Source organism: Brumicola pallidula DSM 14239 = ACAM 615 (assembly GCF_000428905.1).
GTDB lineage: Bacteria > Pseudomonadota > Gammaproteobacteria > Enterobacterales > Alteromonadaceae > Glaciecola > Glaciecola pallidula.
In genome coordinates this window covers 21,184-38,493 of record NZ_AUAV01000023.1, presented here as the reverse complement: position 1 = coordinate 38,493, position 17,310 = coordinate 21,184, and the positions used below count along the sequence as shown (strand labels likewise).

The 17,310-nt window shown below is 42.3% G+C and carries 14 protein-coding genes and 1 pseudogene; 5 read left to right on the top strand and 10 right to left on the bottom strand.

All coding sequences use genetic code 11. The features are described from left to right. Positions 1-324 precede the first annotated feature (324 nt). A complete protein-coding gene (locus G399_RS0109140; protein ID WP_006015373.1) occupies positions 325-2,538 on the top strand; it encodes a glycoside hydrolase family 3 N-terminal domain-containing protein in 2,214 nt (737 codons plus the stop codon). Between the two features lie 67 nt (positions 2,539-2,605). Further along, positions 2,606-3,322, top strand: coding sequence for a CocE/NonD family hydrolase (locus G399_RS0109135; RefSeq protein ID WP_211229861.1), 717 nt, complete (start codon positions 2,606-2,608; stop codon positions 3,320-3,322). A gap of 76 nt (positions 3,323-3,398) precedes the next feature. On the opposite strand, the gene G399_RS0109130 is transcribed toward G399_RS0109135, so the two are convergent. The 5 genes from G399_RS0109130 to G399_RS0109110 form a co-directional block, all read right to left on the bottom strand. Next, positions 3,399-4,427: a MipA/OmpV family protein gene (locus tag G399_RS0109130; RefSeq protein WP_006015376.1), complete on the bottom strand. Its 1,029-nt coding sequence runs from the start codon at positions 4,425-4,427 to the stop codon at positions 3,399-3,401. 174 nt (positions 4,428-4,601) lie between these two features. Further along, complete coding sequence (locus G399_RS0109125; RefSeq protein ID WP_006015377.1) at positions 4,602-6,890, bottom strand: xanthine dehydrogenase family protein molybdopterin-binding subunit; 2,289 nt, start codon at positions 6,888-6,890, stop codon at positions 4,602-4,604. Continuing rightward, complete coding sequence (locus G399_RS20455) at positions 6,887-7,450, bottom strand: (2Fe-2S)-binding protein (RefSeq protein ID WP_006015379.1); 564 nt, start codon at positions 7,448-7,450, stop codon at positions 6,887-6,889. The genes G399_RS0109125 and G399_RS20455 overlap by 4 nt, the downstream gene beginning before the upstream one ends. A gap of 51 nt (positions 7,451-7,501) precedes the next feature. Continuing rightward, positions 7,502-8,146 carry a nucleotidyltransferase family protein gene (locus tag G399_RS0109115; RefSeq protein ID WP_006015381.1) on the bottom strand — a complete coding sequence of 215 codons (645 nt, stop codon included), beginning with the start codon at positions 8,144-8,146 and terminating at the stop codon, positions 7,502-7,504. Positions 8,147-8,192: 46 nt separating this feature from the next. Beyond that, complete coding sequence (locus tag G399_RS0109110; protein WP_006015383.1) at positions 8,193-8,891, bottom strand: FadR/GntR family transcriptional regulator; 699 nt, start codon at positions 8,889-8,891, stop codon at positions 8,193-8,195. Positions 8,892-9,078: 187 nt separating this feature from the next. Here G399_RS0109110 and G399_RS0109105 point away from each other — a divergent pair, with 187 nt between their 5' ends. The 3 genes from G399_RS0109105 to G399_RS0109095 are packed head-to-tail and all read left to right on the top strand — an operon-like array spanning position 9,079 to position 11,818. Beyond that, the gene (locus G399_RS0109105; RefSeq protein ID WP_006015384.1) at positions 9,079-9,864 is read left to right on the top strand and encodes an SDR family NAD(P)-dependent oxidoreductase; all 786 of its coding nucleotides are present in this window, start codon (positions 9,079-9,081) and stop codon (positions 9,862-9,864) included. After that, entirely contained in the window at positions 9,864-10,853 is a 990-nt protein-coding gene (locus G399_RS0109100; RefSeq protein WP_006015385.1) for a 2-dehydro-3-deoxygalactonokinase, read from the top strand. The genes G399_RS0109105 and G399_RS0109100 overlap by 1 nt, the downstream gene beginning before the upstream one ends. Before the next feature lie 35 nt (positions 10,854-10,888). After that, positions 10,889-11,818, top strand: a complete 930-nt coding sequence (locus G399_RS0109095) for an SMP-30/gluconolactonase/LRE family protein (RefSeq protein WP_006015387.1) — start codon at positions 10,889-10,891, stop codon at positions 11,816-11,818. Positions 11,819-11,863: 45 nt separating this feature from the next. On the opposite strand, the gene G399_RS0109090 is transcribed toward G399_RS0109095, so the two are convergent. The 5 genes and pseudogenes from G399_RS0109090 to G399_RS0109075 all read right to left on the bottom strand — a co-directional run bounded on the left by G399_RS0109090 (position 11,864) and on the right by G399_RS0109075 (position 17,233). Further along, the gene (locus G399_RS0109090; protein ID WP_006015389.1) at positions 11,864-13,996 is read right to left on the bottom strand and encodes an alpha-galactosidase; all 2,133 of its coding nucleotides are present in this window, start codon (positions 13,994-13,996) and stop codon (positions 11,864-11,866) included. A 241-nt stretch (positions 13,997-14,237) separates the two neighbouring features. Beyond that, complete coding sequence (locus G399_RS21995) at positions 14,238-14,441, bottom strand: hypothetical protein (protein ID WP_148277490.1); 204 nt, start codon at positions 14,439-14,441, stop codon at positions 14,238-14,240. Between the two features lie 153 nt (positions 14,442-14,594). Then, a complete protein-coding gene (locus tag G399_RS0109085) occupies positions 14,595-14,822 on the bottom strand; it encodes a hypothetical protein (protein ID WP_006015391.1) in 228 nt (75 codons plus the stop codon). 304 nt (positions 14,823-15,126) lie between these two features. Continuing rightward, positions 15,127-15,543: pseudogene (locus tag G399_RS20450) on the bottom strand (SPFH domain-containing protein); the annotation flags it as partial. Between the two features lie 226 nt (positions 15,544-15,769). Further along, entirely contained in the window at positions 15,770-17,233 is a 1,464-nt protein-coding gene (locus tag G399_RS0109075) for an SLC5 family protein (RefSeq protein ID WP_006015395.1), read from the bottom strand. Positions 17,234-17,310: the final 77 nt, after the last annotated feature.

The following is a 17,310-nucleotide window of genomic DNA, read 5'->3' as shown; positions in this document are numbered from 1 at the left end:
AGCTTACCTCAGTGTCAGCTTACCTCAGTGTCAGCTTATCTCAGTAGCAGCTTATCTCAGTAGCAGCTTACCCCAGTGTCAGCTTACCTCAGTGTCAGCTGACCTCAGTGTCAGCTTATCTCAGTAGCAGCTTATCTCAGTAGCAGCTTATCTCAGTAGCAGCTTATCTCAGTAGCAGTCCACTTTGTCTTGTTTCGCTGGACTGCGCTATTCTCATGTTTACTCTATTCGCATTGTGTAAGATTGGGCAAGCTAATTGTGTTGTCGTTTGACTGACTCAAGTTCTTAGCTATTTTTAAACCCAATTCGAAAAAGAGTTTTTGTATGTCCCATTTGTATTCTCCTGAGATTATCAGCCAAGCTAAACAGTTACTTAGTAAAATGACATTAGATGAGAAGTTGGGACAATTGTCTCAAGTATCTAGTGCCGGAGCTCATATACCCGACGATTTAGCCGACGCAATAAGACAAGGCAGGGTTAGCTCTGTTATCAATGAAGTTGACTTAGCCACCAATAACGAACTGCAACGTTTAGCGTTAAGGGAAACCCGCTTAGGTATTCCTTTGCTGATTGGGCGCGATGTTATTCATGGTTTTAAAACCATATTCCCAATTCCCCTAGGGCAAGCGGCAACGTGGTCGCCTGAGATCGTTGAGAAAGGGGCAAGAATAGCAGGCCAAGAATCCGCAACCGTGGGCGTGAATTGGACGTTTGCTCCTATGATCGATATTGCGCGTGATCCTCGCTGGGGGCGAATAGCTGAAAGTTTGGGTGAAGACCCATTTCTATGTTCCGCATTATGTGCATCTATGGTTAAGGGTTTTCAAACTGATGATTTATCGTCGCCAGGCGCTATTGCTTCTTGCGCAAAGCACTTTGCTGGCTATGGTGCTAGTGAAAGTGGTCGCGATTACAATACGACGAATATTCCTGAAAATGAACTTCGCAACGTTTATTTGCCACCGTTTCACCAAGCAGCTAAAGCAGGTGTGGCTTCTTTTATGGCTTCCTTTAGCGATTTAAATGGGGTGCCAGCCACTGGCAATCGATGGCTGTTGAAGCAGGTATTGCGAGACGAGTGGAATTATCAAGGGGTAGTGGTTAGCGATTGGGAGTCAATAAAAGAACTTCAGGTACATGGCTTGTCTGCTAGTGAAAAAGAGTCGGCTTACTTAGCCGCTAGAGCTGGTGTTGATATGGAAATGGCAAGTCATTGTTATATCGACAATATGGCAGAGCTAATTGCCGAAAATCAGCTCAACCAAGTCGAAGTCGATCAAATGGTGCTAAATGTTTTACATCTCAAGTTTGCGCTGGGCCTATTTGAAAACGCATTCACAGACCCTTTAATATTGCCGCAACTAATGAATGTTCAGAATCTACAAGCAGCCAAAGAAGCTGCGCAAAAAAGTTGTGTATTACTACAAAATAAAAGTCGTCAGGGTAACACCCCAGTTTTGCCTATTAACCGAGGAACAATCAGACGTATCGCTGTGATTGGGCCAATGGCAGATGATGGTTATGAACAATTAGGTACTTGGGTATTCGACGGTGAAGAGCAGCACAGTGTAACCGGTCTTAGCGGTCTAAAGGCGGCAGCAGGAGAGGGTATTGAGATTGAATTTGAATCTGTACTTTGTACATCAAGGGATATCAACACTCAGCATTTTGACAAAGCCCTTGAATTGACTAATAACGCTGATGTAGCGATTTTATATTTAGGCGAAGAATCGATTTTGTCAGGAGAAGCACATTGCAGAGCAAACCTCGACTTACCCGGGGCACAAGTAGAACTTATTACGCACTTATCGCAATCAAATACGCCAATTGTATTGGTCGTGTTAGCTGGCAGGCCGCTGACCTTAAAGCCCATACTCGACAAAGTAGATAGTATTTTATATGCGTGGCATCCGGGCACGATGGGCGGGCTCGCTATTGCGGAATTACTCTTTGGGGATGTATCTCCCTCGGGGAAGTTACCGGTGTCGTTCCCCAGAGTTGTAGGGCAAATTCCAATTTATTATGCGCAAAAAAATTCAGGTCGTCCGCCGACTGAAGAGAGTTACGTTGATATTGACGATGTCCCTGTTAGGGCTGCACAGACTTCTTTAGGAATGGCAGCAACCCATTTGGATACACATTTTTCACCTTTATATCCGTTTGGCTTTGGATTGTCCTACGCTAATTTTGAATATCACCACGTCAACATTAGCCAGCGTGAAATTAAACTAGACTCGGCATTTTCAGTCACCTTAACGTTAGAAAATAAAAGTGATGTGGATGCTGAAGAAATTGTACAATTGTACATTCGAGATTTAGTCGGTTCTGTTACCCGACCGGTGAAGGAATTAAAAGGCTTCAAACGCCTATTAGTAAAAGCTAACTCAAGTATAAATGTTGTTTTTGAAATGCACACTGATGACTTGGCACTCTATGATATTTGTAATCAATTAAATGTCGAAATAGGTGACTTTTTGTTGGGTGTTGGAGCCGATAGCTCAGTTGAGCTTAGCGTTTCTTTTAAACTGATAAATTAGCTCATCAGCTTGTGTTTGCTTTTTCCTGACTCTTATCGAAATTGTATTTACCCCAAAAGAAACTCATTTGTGCACCAATCTGGCTCAAAAAATAGAGCTCCGCCATACCTGTGCATGCACTTCTATCTTCACCGGCACCGGGCAACACTGCGGCAAAGGAAGAGTCTACTTCAAATATTTCATGTTCGATAATGATGTGTCTTGCTATTGCCCCATCTCATTTTTTTATCATAATGACCCAATGAATCCAGTGCAAGCAATAGGCGGCAGTGTGTGCTGTAATTCAGGAGCTTCACCTGGCGGCTCCTATGATCAGAGAGCGATAGAAGCTCGACAAGATGTGCTTGTTTATACCAGTGAGCCACTTGATAAGGATATGGAAGTTACCGGGCATATTGATATTACGTTGTATGTATCATCCGACGCTAAAGATACTGACTTTACAGTAAAACTAGTTGACGTAGACCCTGATGGCGTTGCATATAATGTGGACGACACTATCCAGCGTGCACGTTACAGAGAAGGTTATGAAACACCGTTGTTTATGAAAAAAGGTGAAGTCTATGAACTCAACTTCAGCCCTTTATCAACCAGCAATCTGTTTAAAGCCGGACACAGGATCAGACTTGAAGTTTCATCGAGTAAGTTTCCACAATATACGCGTAACTTAAATACGGGAGGCAATAATTATGATGAAATTAAAGCCGTTGTGGCAAACAATTCGATTCATCACGCTAATCGATATCAATCACGAATTGTGTTACCGGTCAAAACCGTAAAATAAGCGATTAACTCTCAGCACAGGTTATGTCATTAAGTTCGTCATTTTTGATATTAGGGGCCCTTAAGATTAGGGCCTCTTACCACTTAGCTTTTGCCTGACTCTTATAGAAACGCCATACAAAAGCTGCGCCGATAGAATAGGTGACTTCTTTTTCAAACAGTGGACTGTCTTTGTTCGCTGCTAAGCTATGAAATTGTGCCGAACCGCCAATAAATGCACGAATATCCTCACTTACTCGAAATGAAACGCCTAAACTTAGTTCTGAGCCCAAATAGCCCGCCTTAGCATCATAGGCCGGGCGAGCCGCAGTTGCGAATTCGGGACGAACTTCATAAAAATAGTCATGTGTTTGTTCGGTGGCAAAAACAGCACCAAATGAAATATTAAATGCAGTATCTTCGTGTTTGAAGCCACGGTGCTGGTAAGATATTTGCGGTTCAAAAATAAAGCCGCGAGCATTAATGTCACTAAAGTCGGTGGAGAAAACAGCTCGAGCTTGCAGTCGAAAATCGAGTCGGCCTTTGCCAATATTAGTACCTATATTCTCGCCTTTTGCATTTTTATCGAAATCATATTTACCCAACATGAAAATCATCTGTGGACCAATTTCACCTAAAAAATCGAGTTCAGGCATGCCTTCACGTGCACTATTATCTTCACTGTCACTGGGCAATGCTGCACCAAAGGAAAAGTCAACTTCAAATGTTTCGTTTTCGATAAGGACAGCTCTTGCTCCGCCACCGTCCCCAATACGGAACGTTTCCCCTCGATACACCACAAAGGGGAGCACTAGACCAAAGACTCGTCCTTCACTTGAGGCCGGATATTTCGGATTATAAAAAGCCCCTCCGCCGGCACCAAACTCCCATAGCGAAAGTGTTTCGCTAATGTTGTCAAAGCCAGTTAGGCTTCGTTCCATAGGAATATCGGCTTTGCCAATACCATCGCCTAATGAAATGCGGTTATCTTTTTCTTTTTCTTTGTCTTGAGCGTTTTTAGTCTCTTCAGCAGAATAAGCAACAGATGTAAAAATCAGCATTGAAGTAAGTAATCCAAAAAACACTGATAATTTAGGTAAAAAAGGGTGGGTATCAAGTAGTATCATTCGGCTTGCTTTCCTAAAGTCTATTTTCTTCAGCGCCGGGTTTACAATGCGCTAATTCTCGAGCATTTAAGTTGACAGCGTACAGAGAGTGAGTCCCAATTCGCCACATAAAAACGCACTGCAAACCGATATTTACTAACCAAGTTTATCAATGCGCCGACTATTACTACGAGTTTAGACAGTAAAATGTTTATTTACAGGTAAATCTCTTATTCGTTTACCGCAAGCGTGGAATATTGCATTAGTTAAACTTGGTGCAACAGGCGGTGTACCCGGTTCTCCAACGCCACCAGGTATTGCGTCTGACTCAACAATATAAGTTGTGATCAGTGGGCTTTGAGACATTCTCAACACTTGATAGTCGTTATAGTTCGATTGCTCGACAGCGCCCTCTTTTACTGTGATTTCGCCCATCATCGCTAACGATAAGCCAAATATCATTGACCCCTCTTGTTGTGAGCGAACGCGATCAGGGTTAACCACTGTGCCAGCGTCAATACTAGAATGCATTTCGAGAACAGTTACTTTATTGTCTTTTACACGTACTTTTGTCGCCACTGCTACATAGCTTACAAAGCTTCGATGCGCGCTAATTCCCCATGCCTCGCCATCGTCAGTCGGCTGGTCAGCACCAGACTTAGCAACGACGTCATCCAATACATCTTTCAAGCGTTTGGTGTCAATAGGGAAACGCTCTAGTGTCTCTCCATAGTTACCATATTCAAAACCTTGATCCTTTGGATTAACTAGGCGGTCATTGCCTAACAACTGATGCCACATTTTGTGCGTAGGCACTTTAGCTGCATGAGCTAGTTCGTCGACAAAACTGCCTTGAGAAAATGCATGCTGAATGTTACATACAGACCGAACCCAACCGATTCGAATATGAGCAGGTGCTTTATGCGTTTCACAGGACAAGTTCTCAACATGAAATGGCACATCGCCAAAGCCTAAACTTAACTCGCCGTCAGAGGGCTCATCTGTAGTGCCATCAAATGTCGAACTGATGCTAGGAAAGGCGGTTCGTTGTATCCATGCATTCACCGTATTGTCGGCGGTTAAGCCGGCCTCAAAGTGTTGTGAGCTAATTGCATGGTAATAACCTTGGCGAATATCATCTTCTCGACTCCAGACTACCTTCACGGGCTTTCCTGTATACTTGGCAAGGAGTGCCGCTTCAATTGAAAAATCAGGTTTTGATTTACGTCCGAAGGCACCACCTAGCAACGTTACGTTTACGGTTACATTTTCTTTTGCAATACCAAGCGCACCAGCCACATTTTGTTGAGTACTCTGAGGGGTTTGTGTACAGGCCCATACTTCACACTTACCGTCTTTAAATACGGCCGTCGCTGCAGGTGGCTCCATTGGGGCATGCACGAGATAAGGCACGGTATACGTTGCTGCAACTGTTTGCTGTGATTGTTGCATTGCAGCATAAGCATCGCCGCCTTGTCTAATGGTCTTACCTTTACCGACAATGCGTTGATTTAATTGCGCCAAGTATTCTGCTGAGTCATGGTCTTTATGAGGACTGTCGCCCCATTTTATATTTAGTGCTTTTCGGCCTTGTGATGCCGCCCAAGTATTAGTTGCAATAACAGCAACACCATTTGCAGGATTAAAAACCACAGGTGTTGGTTGTTCAGGCATCTTATAAACGTCGACCACACCTCCAGTTTTCATGGCTGCGGCTTTGTCGAACGATTCAACTTTTGATCCAACCACAGGGTTACGCTCAATACTAGCGTACAACATCCCCTCGAGTTTCACGTCTTGGCCAAAGATAGTATTGCCAGTAACCATGTCGGGTAAATCGAGGATTTGTATTGGTTTACCAATATATTTGAAGTCTTTCTTTGATTTATAGGTTAACGCATCGGGAGCAGGGGGTTTTATTTTTGAAGCGGGTTCAGCTAGTGCAGCAAAAGATATTTTTTGTTTCGTATTTCTATTAATAACAAAACTATCATCAGCATAAACGTCAGTTATTGGCACCGCCCATTGTTCCGCGGCAGCTTGCTCCAATATGGTTCTTGCGGTTGCGCCCATTTCACGCATTTTTGCATAAAAGTTTCTTATTGAACGTGACCCATCGGTGTTTTGACTGCCATAAGCTTCGTTGGCTAAGCCTTGCACGACATGCACATCCTTCCAAGCAACGCAAAGTTCATCGGCAACAATTTGAGGAATGCTGGTGCGAATACCTTGGCCCATTTCACTGCGGTGACAGATAATGTTGACGCGCCCATTAGTTTCAATCGTAACAAATAAATTGAGTGTGTTATCGCCTGCATGAGAGGCATTTCCATGCGCCCATGCTGGTAAGCTAACAGGCAACATAGATCCCAAAACAAAGCCGCTGGTGGTCATGCCGGTTAACTTTAAAAAATCACGTCGGCTAACCGATTTTGTCTGCTTAGTTGATGCATTATTAGCGGCCTGTTGAAATAATTCAATCATGCTTTTTCTCCTGCATTTTTAGCTAAACTAAAGTCGACGTTAGTTGAGGTGCCAGTTGAGGTGCTAGTGGGGGTGACAGTGGAGGTGCTAGTGGAGGCAATAGTTGTCGACAAATTTTTTGCAGCATCTTTAATGGCAGCTTTAATACGAGGGTAGGTGCCACAACGACAAATATTGCCTTGCATTGCATTATCAATAGCGCTGTCATCGGGATTAGGATTACTTTCAAGCAGAGCAACAGCACTCATTATTTGACCTGACTGGCAATAGCCACATTGTGGAACATTGTGCTCCAACCAAGCTTGTTGAATAGGGTGGCTGGCATCACGGGGTAAGCCCTCTATTGTGGTGATATTTTTTCCCGCAATAGTAGAAAGTGGCATAACACACGAGCGAATTGGTGTACCGTCCATATGTACCGTGCAAGCGCCGCATTGAGCAATACCACAGCCATACTTGGTTCCTGTCATATCAAGCAAATCACGCAATGCCCAAAGTAATGGCATCTTTGGATCCGCATCAACTTTAATGGGTTTGTCATTTAAGGTAAAACTAATCATCCCTTTGTCCTCTATATGTCTCAATATTGGGGTTTTTCAACCCGTGCTTTGTTACGTTTGCGTATTCGATTCATACGACAATAAATCCTTCTTTGTATCAATATCTCTCGCCGCTTCTGGCATATCAATACTGATAATGGTTGTCGCATTAGCCCGCAATATGTTTCTCGCGCCTTTATCATTTTCTAGTAAAGCGAGCTCGGCAAAATATGCTTTAGGGAAAATAGCCGGTGCACCTAGTTTACCATTGTAAAAAGCGGCAACAATCTTGTTAGGATTTTTGCGCGATTCTATTACCATAAGACTACACTGCTCTGACCGAACTTCCACCTGATCAGTTAATCCAATGAAAACATGAGTGATTTCTTGAGCTAAATTCGTTACACCTGCAGCTATTGAAGCACCCATTCCCTGTTGCCATTTATGGGCAATGATGGAGGTCACGCTTGGTAACGTGATACTTTCTAAACCCGGTTCTAGATTAACCTGTTGCAAGACGTTTTCAATGTTACTCGCATTTGCGCCTAAAACAACGGTAATTGAGTTAAAATTAACCTGTTTTAACATTTCTACAGTGCCAACCAGCATTGGCTTTTTATCAACAAAAGCAAGCTGTTTAGTATCGTTGAAGCGACTGCTCTCGCCAGCCGCAAGCAATATTGCTTCGATGCTGTAGTACTTTTCTTCGGTGTTCATACTACGTCTTTAGCCGTCGTTGAGTATGCTCAGCCATATTAAACGCCTAGAGCTTGGATTCGATAAGTTCGAGAGCTTCAACGAGGATGGTTGAAACTGCTTCACGAGCAGCTTTGTCATCCCTTGATTTTATGGTGTTAAAAATGTCGGCGTGTTTTTGCACATCAGCGCCAGGCACACCTTTTATTTTATTAGTATAGCGAATGCTCACCCGTAGGGCGGTGCCAATAAAGTCAGAGAGTTGCGCAAAAAACCGATTGCCACTGGCATTTAATATACTGGTGTGAAATTCAATATCAGCTTCTAATGGATCGTCTAAGCCATTGTCTGCATCCGCCATTCTACTGAGAGCAAACTCTATGCCTGCAAGTTGTTCATCAGTTGCATTCTGAGCTGCCAGCGCTGCAGCCTCAGGTTCAATCGCAAAGCGTACCTGTGTAAATTCTTTAAGCAGAGAAAGCGAGGGTTTACTGCTTAAAATCCAAGTTAGCACATCAGTATCAAACATATTCCAGCTGCTTTCAGGTAACACCCTAATGCCTTGTTTGGGACGAGAAGAAATAAGTCCTTTGGCAGAAAGCATTTTCACCGCTTCTCTCGTCGAGCTGCGACTCACATCATATTCTACACATAAGTCAGCTTCTGATGGCATGCCTTTTCCAATGGGATATTTCCCATTTACTATAGCAATGCCTAGGTCGTGAGTAAGCTGATGAGTTAGATTATGCCGTTGCGGTGTTTGCATGTTAAAATTTCCAAATCTACAATAAATCAGTTATATCATACTTAATTTTATGTTTGAATTATCATATTTGTTTTCAGTTAGTATAATATGATAATAACCCAAAAGGCCCTAACTGATTACGTTAATAATATTTAAGTGTTCACAGCGTGATTAATATTCTTCAACACCTCGACAAATGGAGGATTGGGTGACCGATTCTATTGACAAAAACGCGACACAGTATTCAAGTCTCATTGGTAAGGTTGTGTTTATAACTGGAGGCGCAACTGGCATTGGCGCTGCAATGGTAAAGGCATTTGTCGGGCAAAAAGCTAAAGTTGCTTTTATTGACATCGATGAGCAAGCCTCAGCAACATTAATTACTGGGATTGAATCTAAAAATGATGGCGCTCAACTTTGGTATCGAAAAGTCGATGTGACTGATCCTAAAACACTACAATTGGCGATTTTAGAAGCATCAAAAGCATTGGGTAGCTTGGATGTGCTAGTCAACAATGTGGGCAATGATGCTCGCCAAGACGTTGAAAATATCTCGGCCTATGATTGGCATAAGTGTATGCAGGTCAACTTAGACCCTGCGTTCTTTGCTTCACAAGCGGCTTTCAAAATTATGCGAGAGCATGCCTCTGGTAGTATTATTAATTTCAGTTCTATTAATGCGCTTATTGGCCCACAGCAAATGACCGGTTATGTGACCGCAAAGGCAGGATTAATGGGCATGACGAAGTCACTTTCTCGCGATTTTGGCGGCGACAATATTCGAGTTAACGCTATTTTGCCTGGGTGGGTGGCCACCGATCGACAACTAGCCAGTTGGTTAACCGAGGAAGAAGAGCAAAAATGGACTGACGCGATGGCGCTTAAAAAACGCATAAAACCTCATGACGTTGCCAATTTAGCGCTATTTTTGGCCTCAGATAATTCTTCCATGATTACGGGGCAAGCCATCAATATTGATGGTGGGAGAACTTAATGCAAAGATCTTCCTATTTTATTGCTGTTGATTGGGGGACGAGTCGACTTCGCGCTTTTCTTTGTAAAGTTAAAAGCGATGGCAGTTTGAAACTAGTCACTCGCAGGGCAGGGTTAGGAGTAAGTAAGTCAGCCTTGAGTTTTGAGGAAACCTTAATGCAATGCATTTCGCCGTGGGAAGTTGAATACGGCAAACTACCCGTCTTAATGGCAGGACAAATTGGCTCAAGTATTGGTTGGAAAGAGACACCCTATTTGTCTAGTCCCATTTCACCCCAAGAACTGGCTAAATCGTGCGTGAATTTTCAGTGTAACGGTTACAATATTAATGTTATTCCGGGCTTGAGTTGTAAACTCGAAAATAACAATTACGACTGCATGCGCGGGGAGGAGTTACAAATTTTGGGTTGGCTGCAATTAGCTGAGGAAAACCAAGTTGGTAGACATTTAGTTTGTTTACCGGGTACGCATACTAAATGGGTACTAGTTGAAGACGGCAAAATTAAGCTCTTTAAAACAGCGTTAACTGGCGAGTTGTTTGACCTGATTGCAAATCACAGCGTGTTGATCCAAGAAAAAGTGACAGTGTTTAATCAGGGAGTGTTTAATCAGGGAGTGTTTAACCAAGAAGCATTTGATTCCGGCGCTGCTTTTACCCTAAATAGTGAAATGGGTAGTTTAATTCATGGGCTATTTAGTGTGCGTTCGAGGCAGTTATTTGGGCAATTGAGTGCCCATGAAGCAACCTCCTATCTTTCAGGGTTGCTCATAGGGAGCGATGTTCGTGCTTCTATGAATGCCACCGAATGGAGCCTCGCTAAAATGGATAAAGTCAGTATTATTGGCGCTCCTCACTTAAGTTCTTGTTTTGCTAGCGTGCTAGAGTCACAATCAATTTCAACCGAAATTTGTCAGGTAACAACGACCACTTTATTGGGCTTTAATTCTGTATTCCAGAGTATAAATGAAGTAAATCAAGAAACGGCTTAAGCAGATTTTGTACACTTGAAAAAGAGGATGTAAGCGTGAATAAAACTCAACTGCCGAAAAAGGTGGGCAAGTTACTTTTCAGTATTAACTCACAATGTATTTTAGCCGAATGCGCGCTGTGGAATGAGTTTGAGCAAGTCATTTATTGGGTCGATATCATTGGCGCCAAAATTCAACGCTATTGCCCTAGAACTCATGGTGTTGAAACTTTTGATATGCCGTATCGAATTGGTTGTTTTTCTTTTACACCAATTAAAAATCAAATTATCGCTGCATTTGATATTGGGATTGCGCGCTATAATCTTGTTACCGAACAACTTGAGTGGTTGGCCCAACCTGAAAAGAATATAAAAACGAATCGCTTTAATGATGGCAGAACTGACCGACAAGGTCGGTTTTGGGCTGGCACTATGAATGAATCTGTTGCGGCCGATGATGACAGCAATTTGAATAACATTGTTTTGGGCAATCTATATTGTATAGACGCGAATAAACAATGTGATGCAAAAGTAGTCAATGTGTCAATTTCTAATGGTTTATGTTGGAGTAAGGACGGCAAAACGCTGTATCACGCCGATTCACCAAAGCGCACGATTAGCGCTTACGATTTTGACACAAGAACGACACAACTATCCAATAAAAGAGTGTTTGCAACAACGCAAGGACATCGGTTTCCTGATGGCTCAATAGTGGATTCAGAGGATTACCTCTGGAGTGCACATTGGGGAGCTTCACAAGTTGTTCGATACAACCCAAAGGGCAAGATTGATTTAGTGGTCGATATGCCTGTCAGTCAGCCGTCGAGTGTGGCGATAGGAGGCCCACAGATGGATTGGCTGATTGTGACCACAGCCAAGCATTCACTGGCCCCCGAACGTTTAATGATAGAGCCACAATCAGGTAATATTTTCATCTATCAATTGCATGGAATTGAAGGTGTTGCAGAACCCGTTTGTGTGATCTGAGGCGGCGGTCAAATGTCACGCCGACGATCTTCAATAGCCGAATGATTAAACTGCCTTTAATTCAAAAATAAGCGTCGTTTGCGGGAAGCCTATAGGTAACTGCATACCCAGTTGCATCAGAGCCTGCCCACTTATTTTCTGGCCATCTATTTTTGCTAAAATAGACGTTGAATACTCTTTAAGGTTAGTTGGCCAAATCTTATTAAACTGATAGGTTTTAGAGGCATCTAAACCGTTAAATCTATATTTTTTAGGGACTGTACGTTTAGTCTCAGTAACGCAGTTATAAGCATACAAAGCGTGCGATTTGTCGCTACTCACAATACCAAAATCGACCGAGTTACCATCCGTATCTAAGCGAATGAGTTTTCCTGAATGAATTAGCGCGCGGTGTTTTTTGTGCAGCGCAATAATATCACTAAGTGTCTGCATTTCATGTTCGCTCAATTCTCTAGGGTCCATTTCTAAACCTAAGTGACCAAAGAAAGAAACCCCTGCGCGCATTTCTATGCTCACACGACGCCCGGTAATGTGACAATCTCGGGGTCCAACGTGTGCTCCCATAACTTCTGATGGAAAGAAGTATGAGCAACCACGTTGAATATCGAGACGATCAATGGCGTCATTTGAATCTGAGGTCCAAACGCGGTCGGTATGACTTAAAATGCCATAATCAACGCGTGCACCGCCGGATGAGCAACTTTCAATCTCTACCTCAGGATGGGCTTCGCGCAAGTCATCGATGAGTTTATATAAGGCATGAGTTTGTTTACTGACGGCTGGTTTTCCGTGAGCATTACCGGCATGATTAATGTCGCGATTCATGTCCCACTTTATATAACGAATACTTGAATATTCGCTTAGGATATCGTCAATACACTTAAACAGATAATCCACCACCTGTGGGCGTGTTAGATCCAGCACCAGCTGATTTCTAAAACGTAGTTGTTCATTGCCCTCAGTGTGCAATACCCAATCTGGATGCGCGCGGTATAAATCACTGTCGGGGTTAACCATTTCAGGTTCGAACCAAATACCGAACTCCATGCCTAAGCCATTAACATGATCAATGATCGGAGACAGACCATCGGGATAAATAGCATAATCCACGGTCCAGTCACCTAAACCCGCATAGTCACCGCGACGTCCTTTAAACCAGCCGTCGTCTAATACAAAACGTTCAACCCCTAAGCTGGCAACGCGATCGGCTAAGGATTTTAAGGTATCTACATTGTGCTCAAAATAAATACCTTCCCACGTGTTGTAATGCACAGGTCTGGGCTTTGCTTGCTGTTTTGTAGTGAGAATTTGAGTACGTACAAACTGATGGAAGTTGTTCGAAAGTGAGCTAAAGCCTGTTTGTGAGTATGTGCAGTAGAGCGTTGGTGAAGTATAAGCTTGACCTTTCTGCAAGGTAAGTTCTGAGGGCATTAACAACTCACCCATTTGAATATAGGTGCGTTGCTCTGGCAATAACTCAATTCGCGTTCGGTGATTACCGCTCCAACCTAAATGGAAACCATAACATTCACCTTGGCTCTCGTTCGTATATTGCTCATGCAATATAGCACCCGGGAAGCTATCGTGTGAGGTTTTGCCTTTACGATTCTCACGCAGCACAGAACCCAAAAATAAATCGATAGTGTTGCGATGAAATTCATTTGACCAACGTCCCTCGAAGGACATTAACTTGGTTATATGATCGGGCATAGGAATTGTTGGTGCTGCGCAATAATTAACCCCAATCGGTGTTTTACTGTGGTTAATTAATGTCGTTGATGCGCTTATTACATTGCTGACTTCGTCGAGTTTAATAAAGTGACTGAGTGTTAGTTTGCGTGCTTCATCAAAAGATTCAAATCGCACTTCTTGACTATTAAGCTGCTCAATTTTTTGCAGCTTGGCGCCTATTGACCAAGCGTTGCTGTCATTGTTTAGCTCAATACCAGGACCGCCCGTGAAACCTTCCCCCATTGATGGTGTCAGTGAAATAGGCGCTTCAACAATTACGGCGCATTTTGCCTCTTGGCGTGTTAACAACAGCTTTAGCATGTCAAAAGAGGTTTGTTCATTTAAACGTTTGCCAAAATAGGCGATAGCTGGCGTGTTTGATGTGCAATCAATCACCAGACTTGCTTGGCGACTATCTAATTGAACAAAGTCTGATAAAGCAGTCATGTCGAATAATCCTCGTGATACGTTTGATGTTAGCGTGTTGATTGACTAAATTGAAACTGAGTTAAGCAACAAACTAAGTTAACTTTAAATATATCATATAAATACGTTTATTATGAAGTGATGTATTCCTACAATCATTATATTTTTTGTAGATGGCGCATCCGTATTCAGGTTTTAATTTTTTAGTCCTCTACAGGTAAAGCACCAGTCATTTTAACTTCTACAATAACGGGGATACCATTTACGATAACAAAATCAATACCTGTGGGGTATTGATGGGGGGCGGCATAGGTGGAATTATCTTGGACCTCATCAGGGTCCCCAATAATCCAACATTGAGTGCTGCACCATTGTTATCCAGTGTAGTAAGAAAGTGTGCAACATCACGTGGACTTTCACCACAGTTACCACCCAGAATAGTGGTCGCTCCTTGGCGAATCTTCATATAAGAACTGAGCCGACTGTAGATGTGCAAAAAGCATGAACAATATGCCTTAGCTATACAACACACACTTAATCATAATTATTCTTTTGTGTTCATCAGTTCTGAATAGGTCGTGACCACTGTATCGTGGCTTATAAGTGTTTAGAATACCTCTTAGTCCTGCTCGATTTCTCTTTTCATGAGAACAAAGGTAAGAAACATTTTTGTTGGTAAAGATAATGCCATGCCGATTGCAACGCAGGCTGCACTGATGATGATGCCATTTACGCCCATTTCTTCAATTGTTTGATTGAACAAATGAAAGTAAACGCCTAGTAGGATTAAGCAAACGCCAAACGCCATCGCAATCTTGAGGATTAAAATAATCTTTTTATCACTCATAGCCGACTCCCATATTGAGCAGTAAATGAATAAAAGAGCCAGTATATGCATAATTGGCTCTTTTCAGCCAGTCTACACCCTCGGGTTAAATACAACTTTGATCTGAATCATGGCTCAATTCAGTGGCCAATAAGTAGACAAAATTAAACCGCTAATCATGTTTTAGTTGCGGCTTACAGCATTTATTGATTTAAATCAGTCAGCTTTACTTACAAATTAGTTATCTTCAGTGACGCTACTTTATTAGATAGAGCTGTCATTTAGGTGCTTCCTGTTTAGGTGCTTCTTGTTCAGGTGCTTCTTGTTCAGGTGCATAAGCAAGATGACTTATTCGCGCTTCCTGAACCGTTATGCCCGCTTTGCCGAGTCGTTCTTGAACTTCATGTTTTAAGCGCTCACCAATTTCAACAGGGTGACTTCTCAGCGCAACTTCAGCTTCAGCATCATCGCTAGGATCATAAGGGAAACTGCTGGCCATAATTCTTAATGCAGACTCGCTTTGGATCGTGACATAGCTTTCATAGTCATCAACTTCAAACACTGCTTCGGCAGTATCTGATACAGACCAAACAACGATAGTTGCAATCTCAATCGGATTACCTTGATTATCATTAACCTTAATTTTAGCACTTTCGAAGTTTCTTATACGCAATGAGATAGTTCTTCTAACGAAAAAAGGTATCGTCCAGCGCAGTCCATTTTCCTTAACTGTACCAACATGGAATAAATAAACAAGCGTGACAATTACCCTAAAGTAACCAACATATCTGTTATAACGTCTATCACTTCTCAATTCATACTTATACCTGTCATGTTTCTCTGAGATGGCATCAATTGTAACTTAAGAATTACAAGCTTATATCTTAATAATTTCGTTATTTAATGAGACATAAGAAAGCCGATGGTTTTGCAACGCATCGGCTCAATATAAGGACAGGCGTTATTTGCTAAGCTTCAGTCATCTCTGCTGTATTCGCCCAAGAAAGTATTGGGTTTTGTCCAAACACAACTTTGTTCACTATCAATGCAACACTAATGCAAGAAACCAGAGTAATAAACATTAAGTGAATGTAGTGCAGACCAAAAGGTGCATGTATTGGTGAGAATTCAAAGGACAAAGAAGCGTATAATAAAATACCAAATACGACAGATGTTATCGCCGCGTTAGCGTGTACGTTTTTGAATAATAGACCCACTGCAAATACCGAAAGGATTGGCATACTCAGCAAGCCATATAACTGCTGAATTAAATTAATAATACTATCTGCACTGGCGTACACCGGCACTAGAGCTAGTGAAATAATAGTTAAAATAGCGGTAACAAATCCACTCAATTTAGGCACGTTAGGCTTGTCATTAATATACGCTTGATGAATGTCACACACATACAGTGCCGTCGCTGAATTCAAATTACTGTTGTACGTAGTTAATACCGCTGCAGCCATAGCGGCTGCAAAAATACCAGACAATGATGGGTCCAATAAATTACCTACAATAGTTCCGTAGGCAGCATCACCAATGTCGCCGTATAGTTTAAAAGCGATAATACCAGGCACAACGATAATAGTTGGGACAATCAATAAACGTATAGCCGCCGCTGCAAAAACGCCTTTTTGTGCCTCTTTTAAGCTAGGAGCCGCCATTGCGCGTTGCGTAATAACTTGGTTTGTACCCCAGTAAAACATCTGGATGAATATCATACCTGTTAATAATGTATGCCAAGGGATCGGTGACTCGTTATCGCCAATTAGCGTTAAGCGTTCCGGAGGAATACCGGAGAAGTCATAGTTTATTGCTTCCAAGGCAACAAATACTACCACAAGAGCCATCACTAATAGCAACACGCCAGAATAAGTATCAGATACAGCAACTGCTCGTAGTCCACCGAATATGGCATACATTGCGCCTATAGCTGCAAAGGCAAGCGCAACATACATAATATTCACATTCAAGTCGAACATGTTGATCATAAATAGCGAGCCACTGTAAATGACGGCTGGACAAAAAATTAATGCGCTACCGGCAAAAAATAAGACACTGATAACAGCACGAATATTTTTATCGTTGTACCTGCGCTCAAGAAGTTCGGTTGTCGTTGTGCATTTATATCGATAATAAACAGGTAGGAATACTTTTGCTAAAACAATTAATCCTATTACCGCTGAAAATTCCCAGAGAGCCAACAGGGCCATTTGGTTTCCGTTCATGCCAACTAATTGGTCGGTACTTAGGTTAGTTAACGTGATTGAGCCAGCAACAAAATACCAAGCAAGTCCACCTCCCGCCAAAAAATATTCCTTTGTTTGGTTAGTTGAGCTATGCCCCCTACCTCGGCAGTGCATATAAGTTAAAAATGCGATCAGGATAGTCACGCCCAAAAACACCGAAATTTGAATTAGATTGTCTGACATACTTATTCCTTAGTCGCTCATTAAATAAAATGGCGAGTCTTTATTGTTTTTAGTCTTCTATTTTACTTCGTTAAATT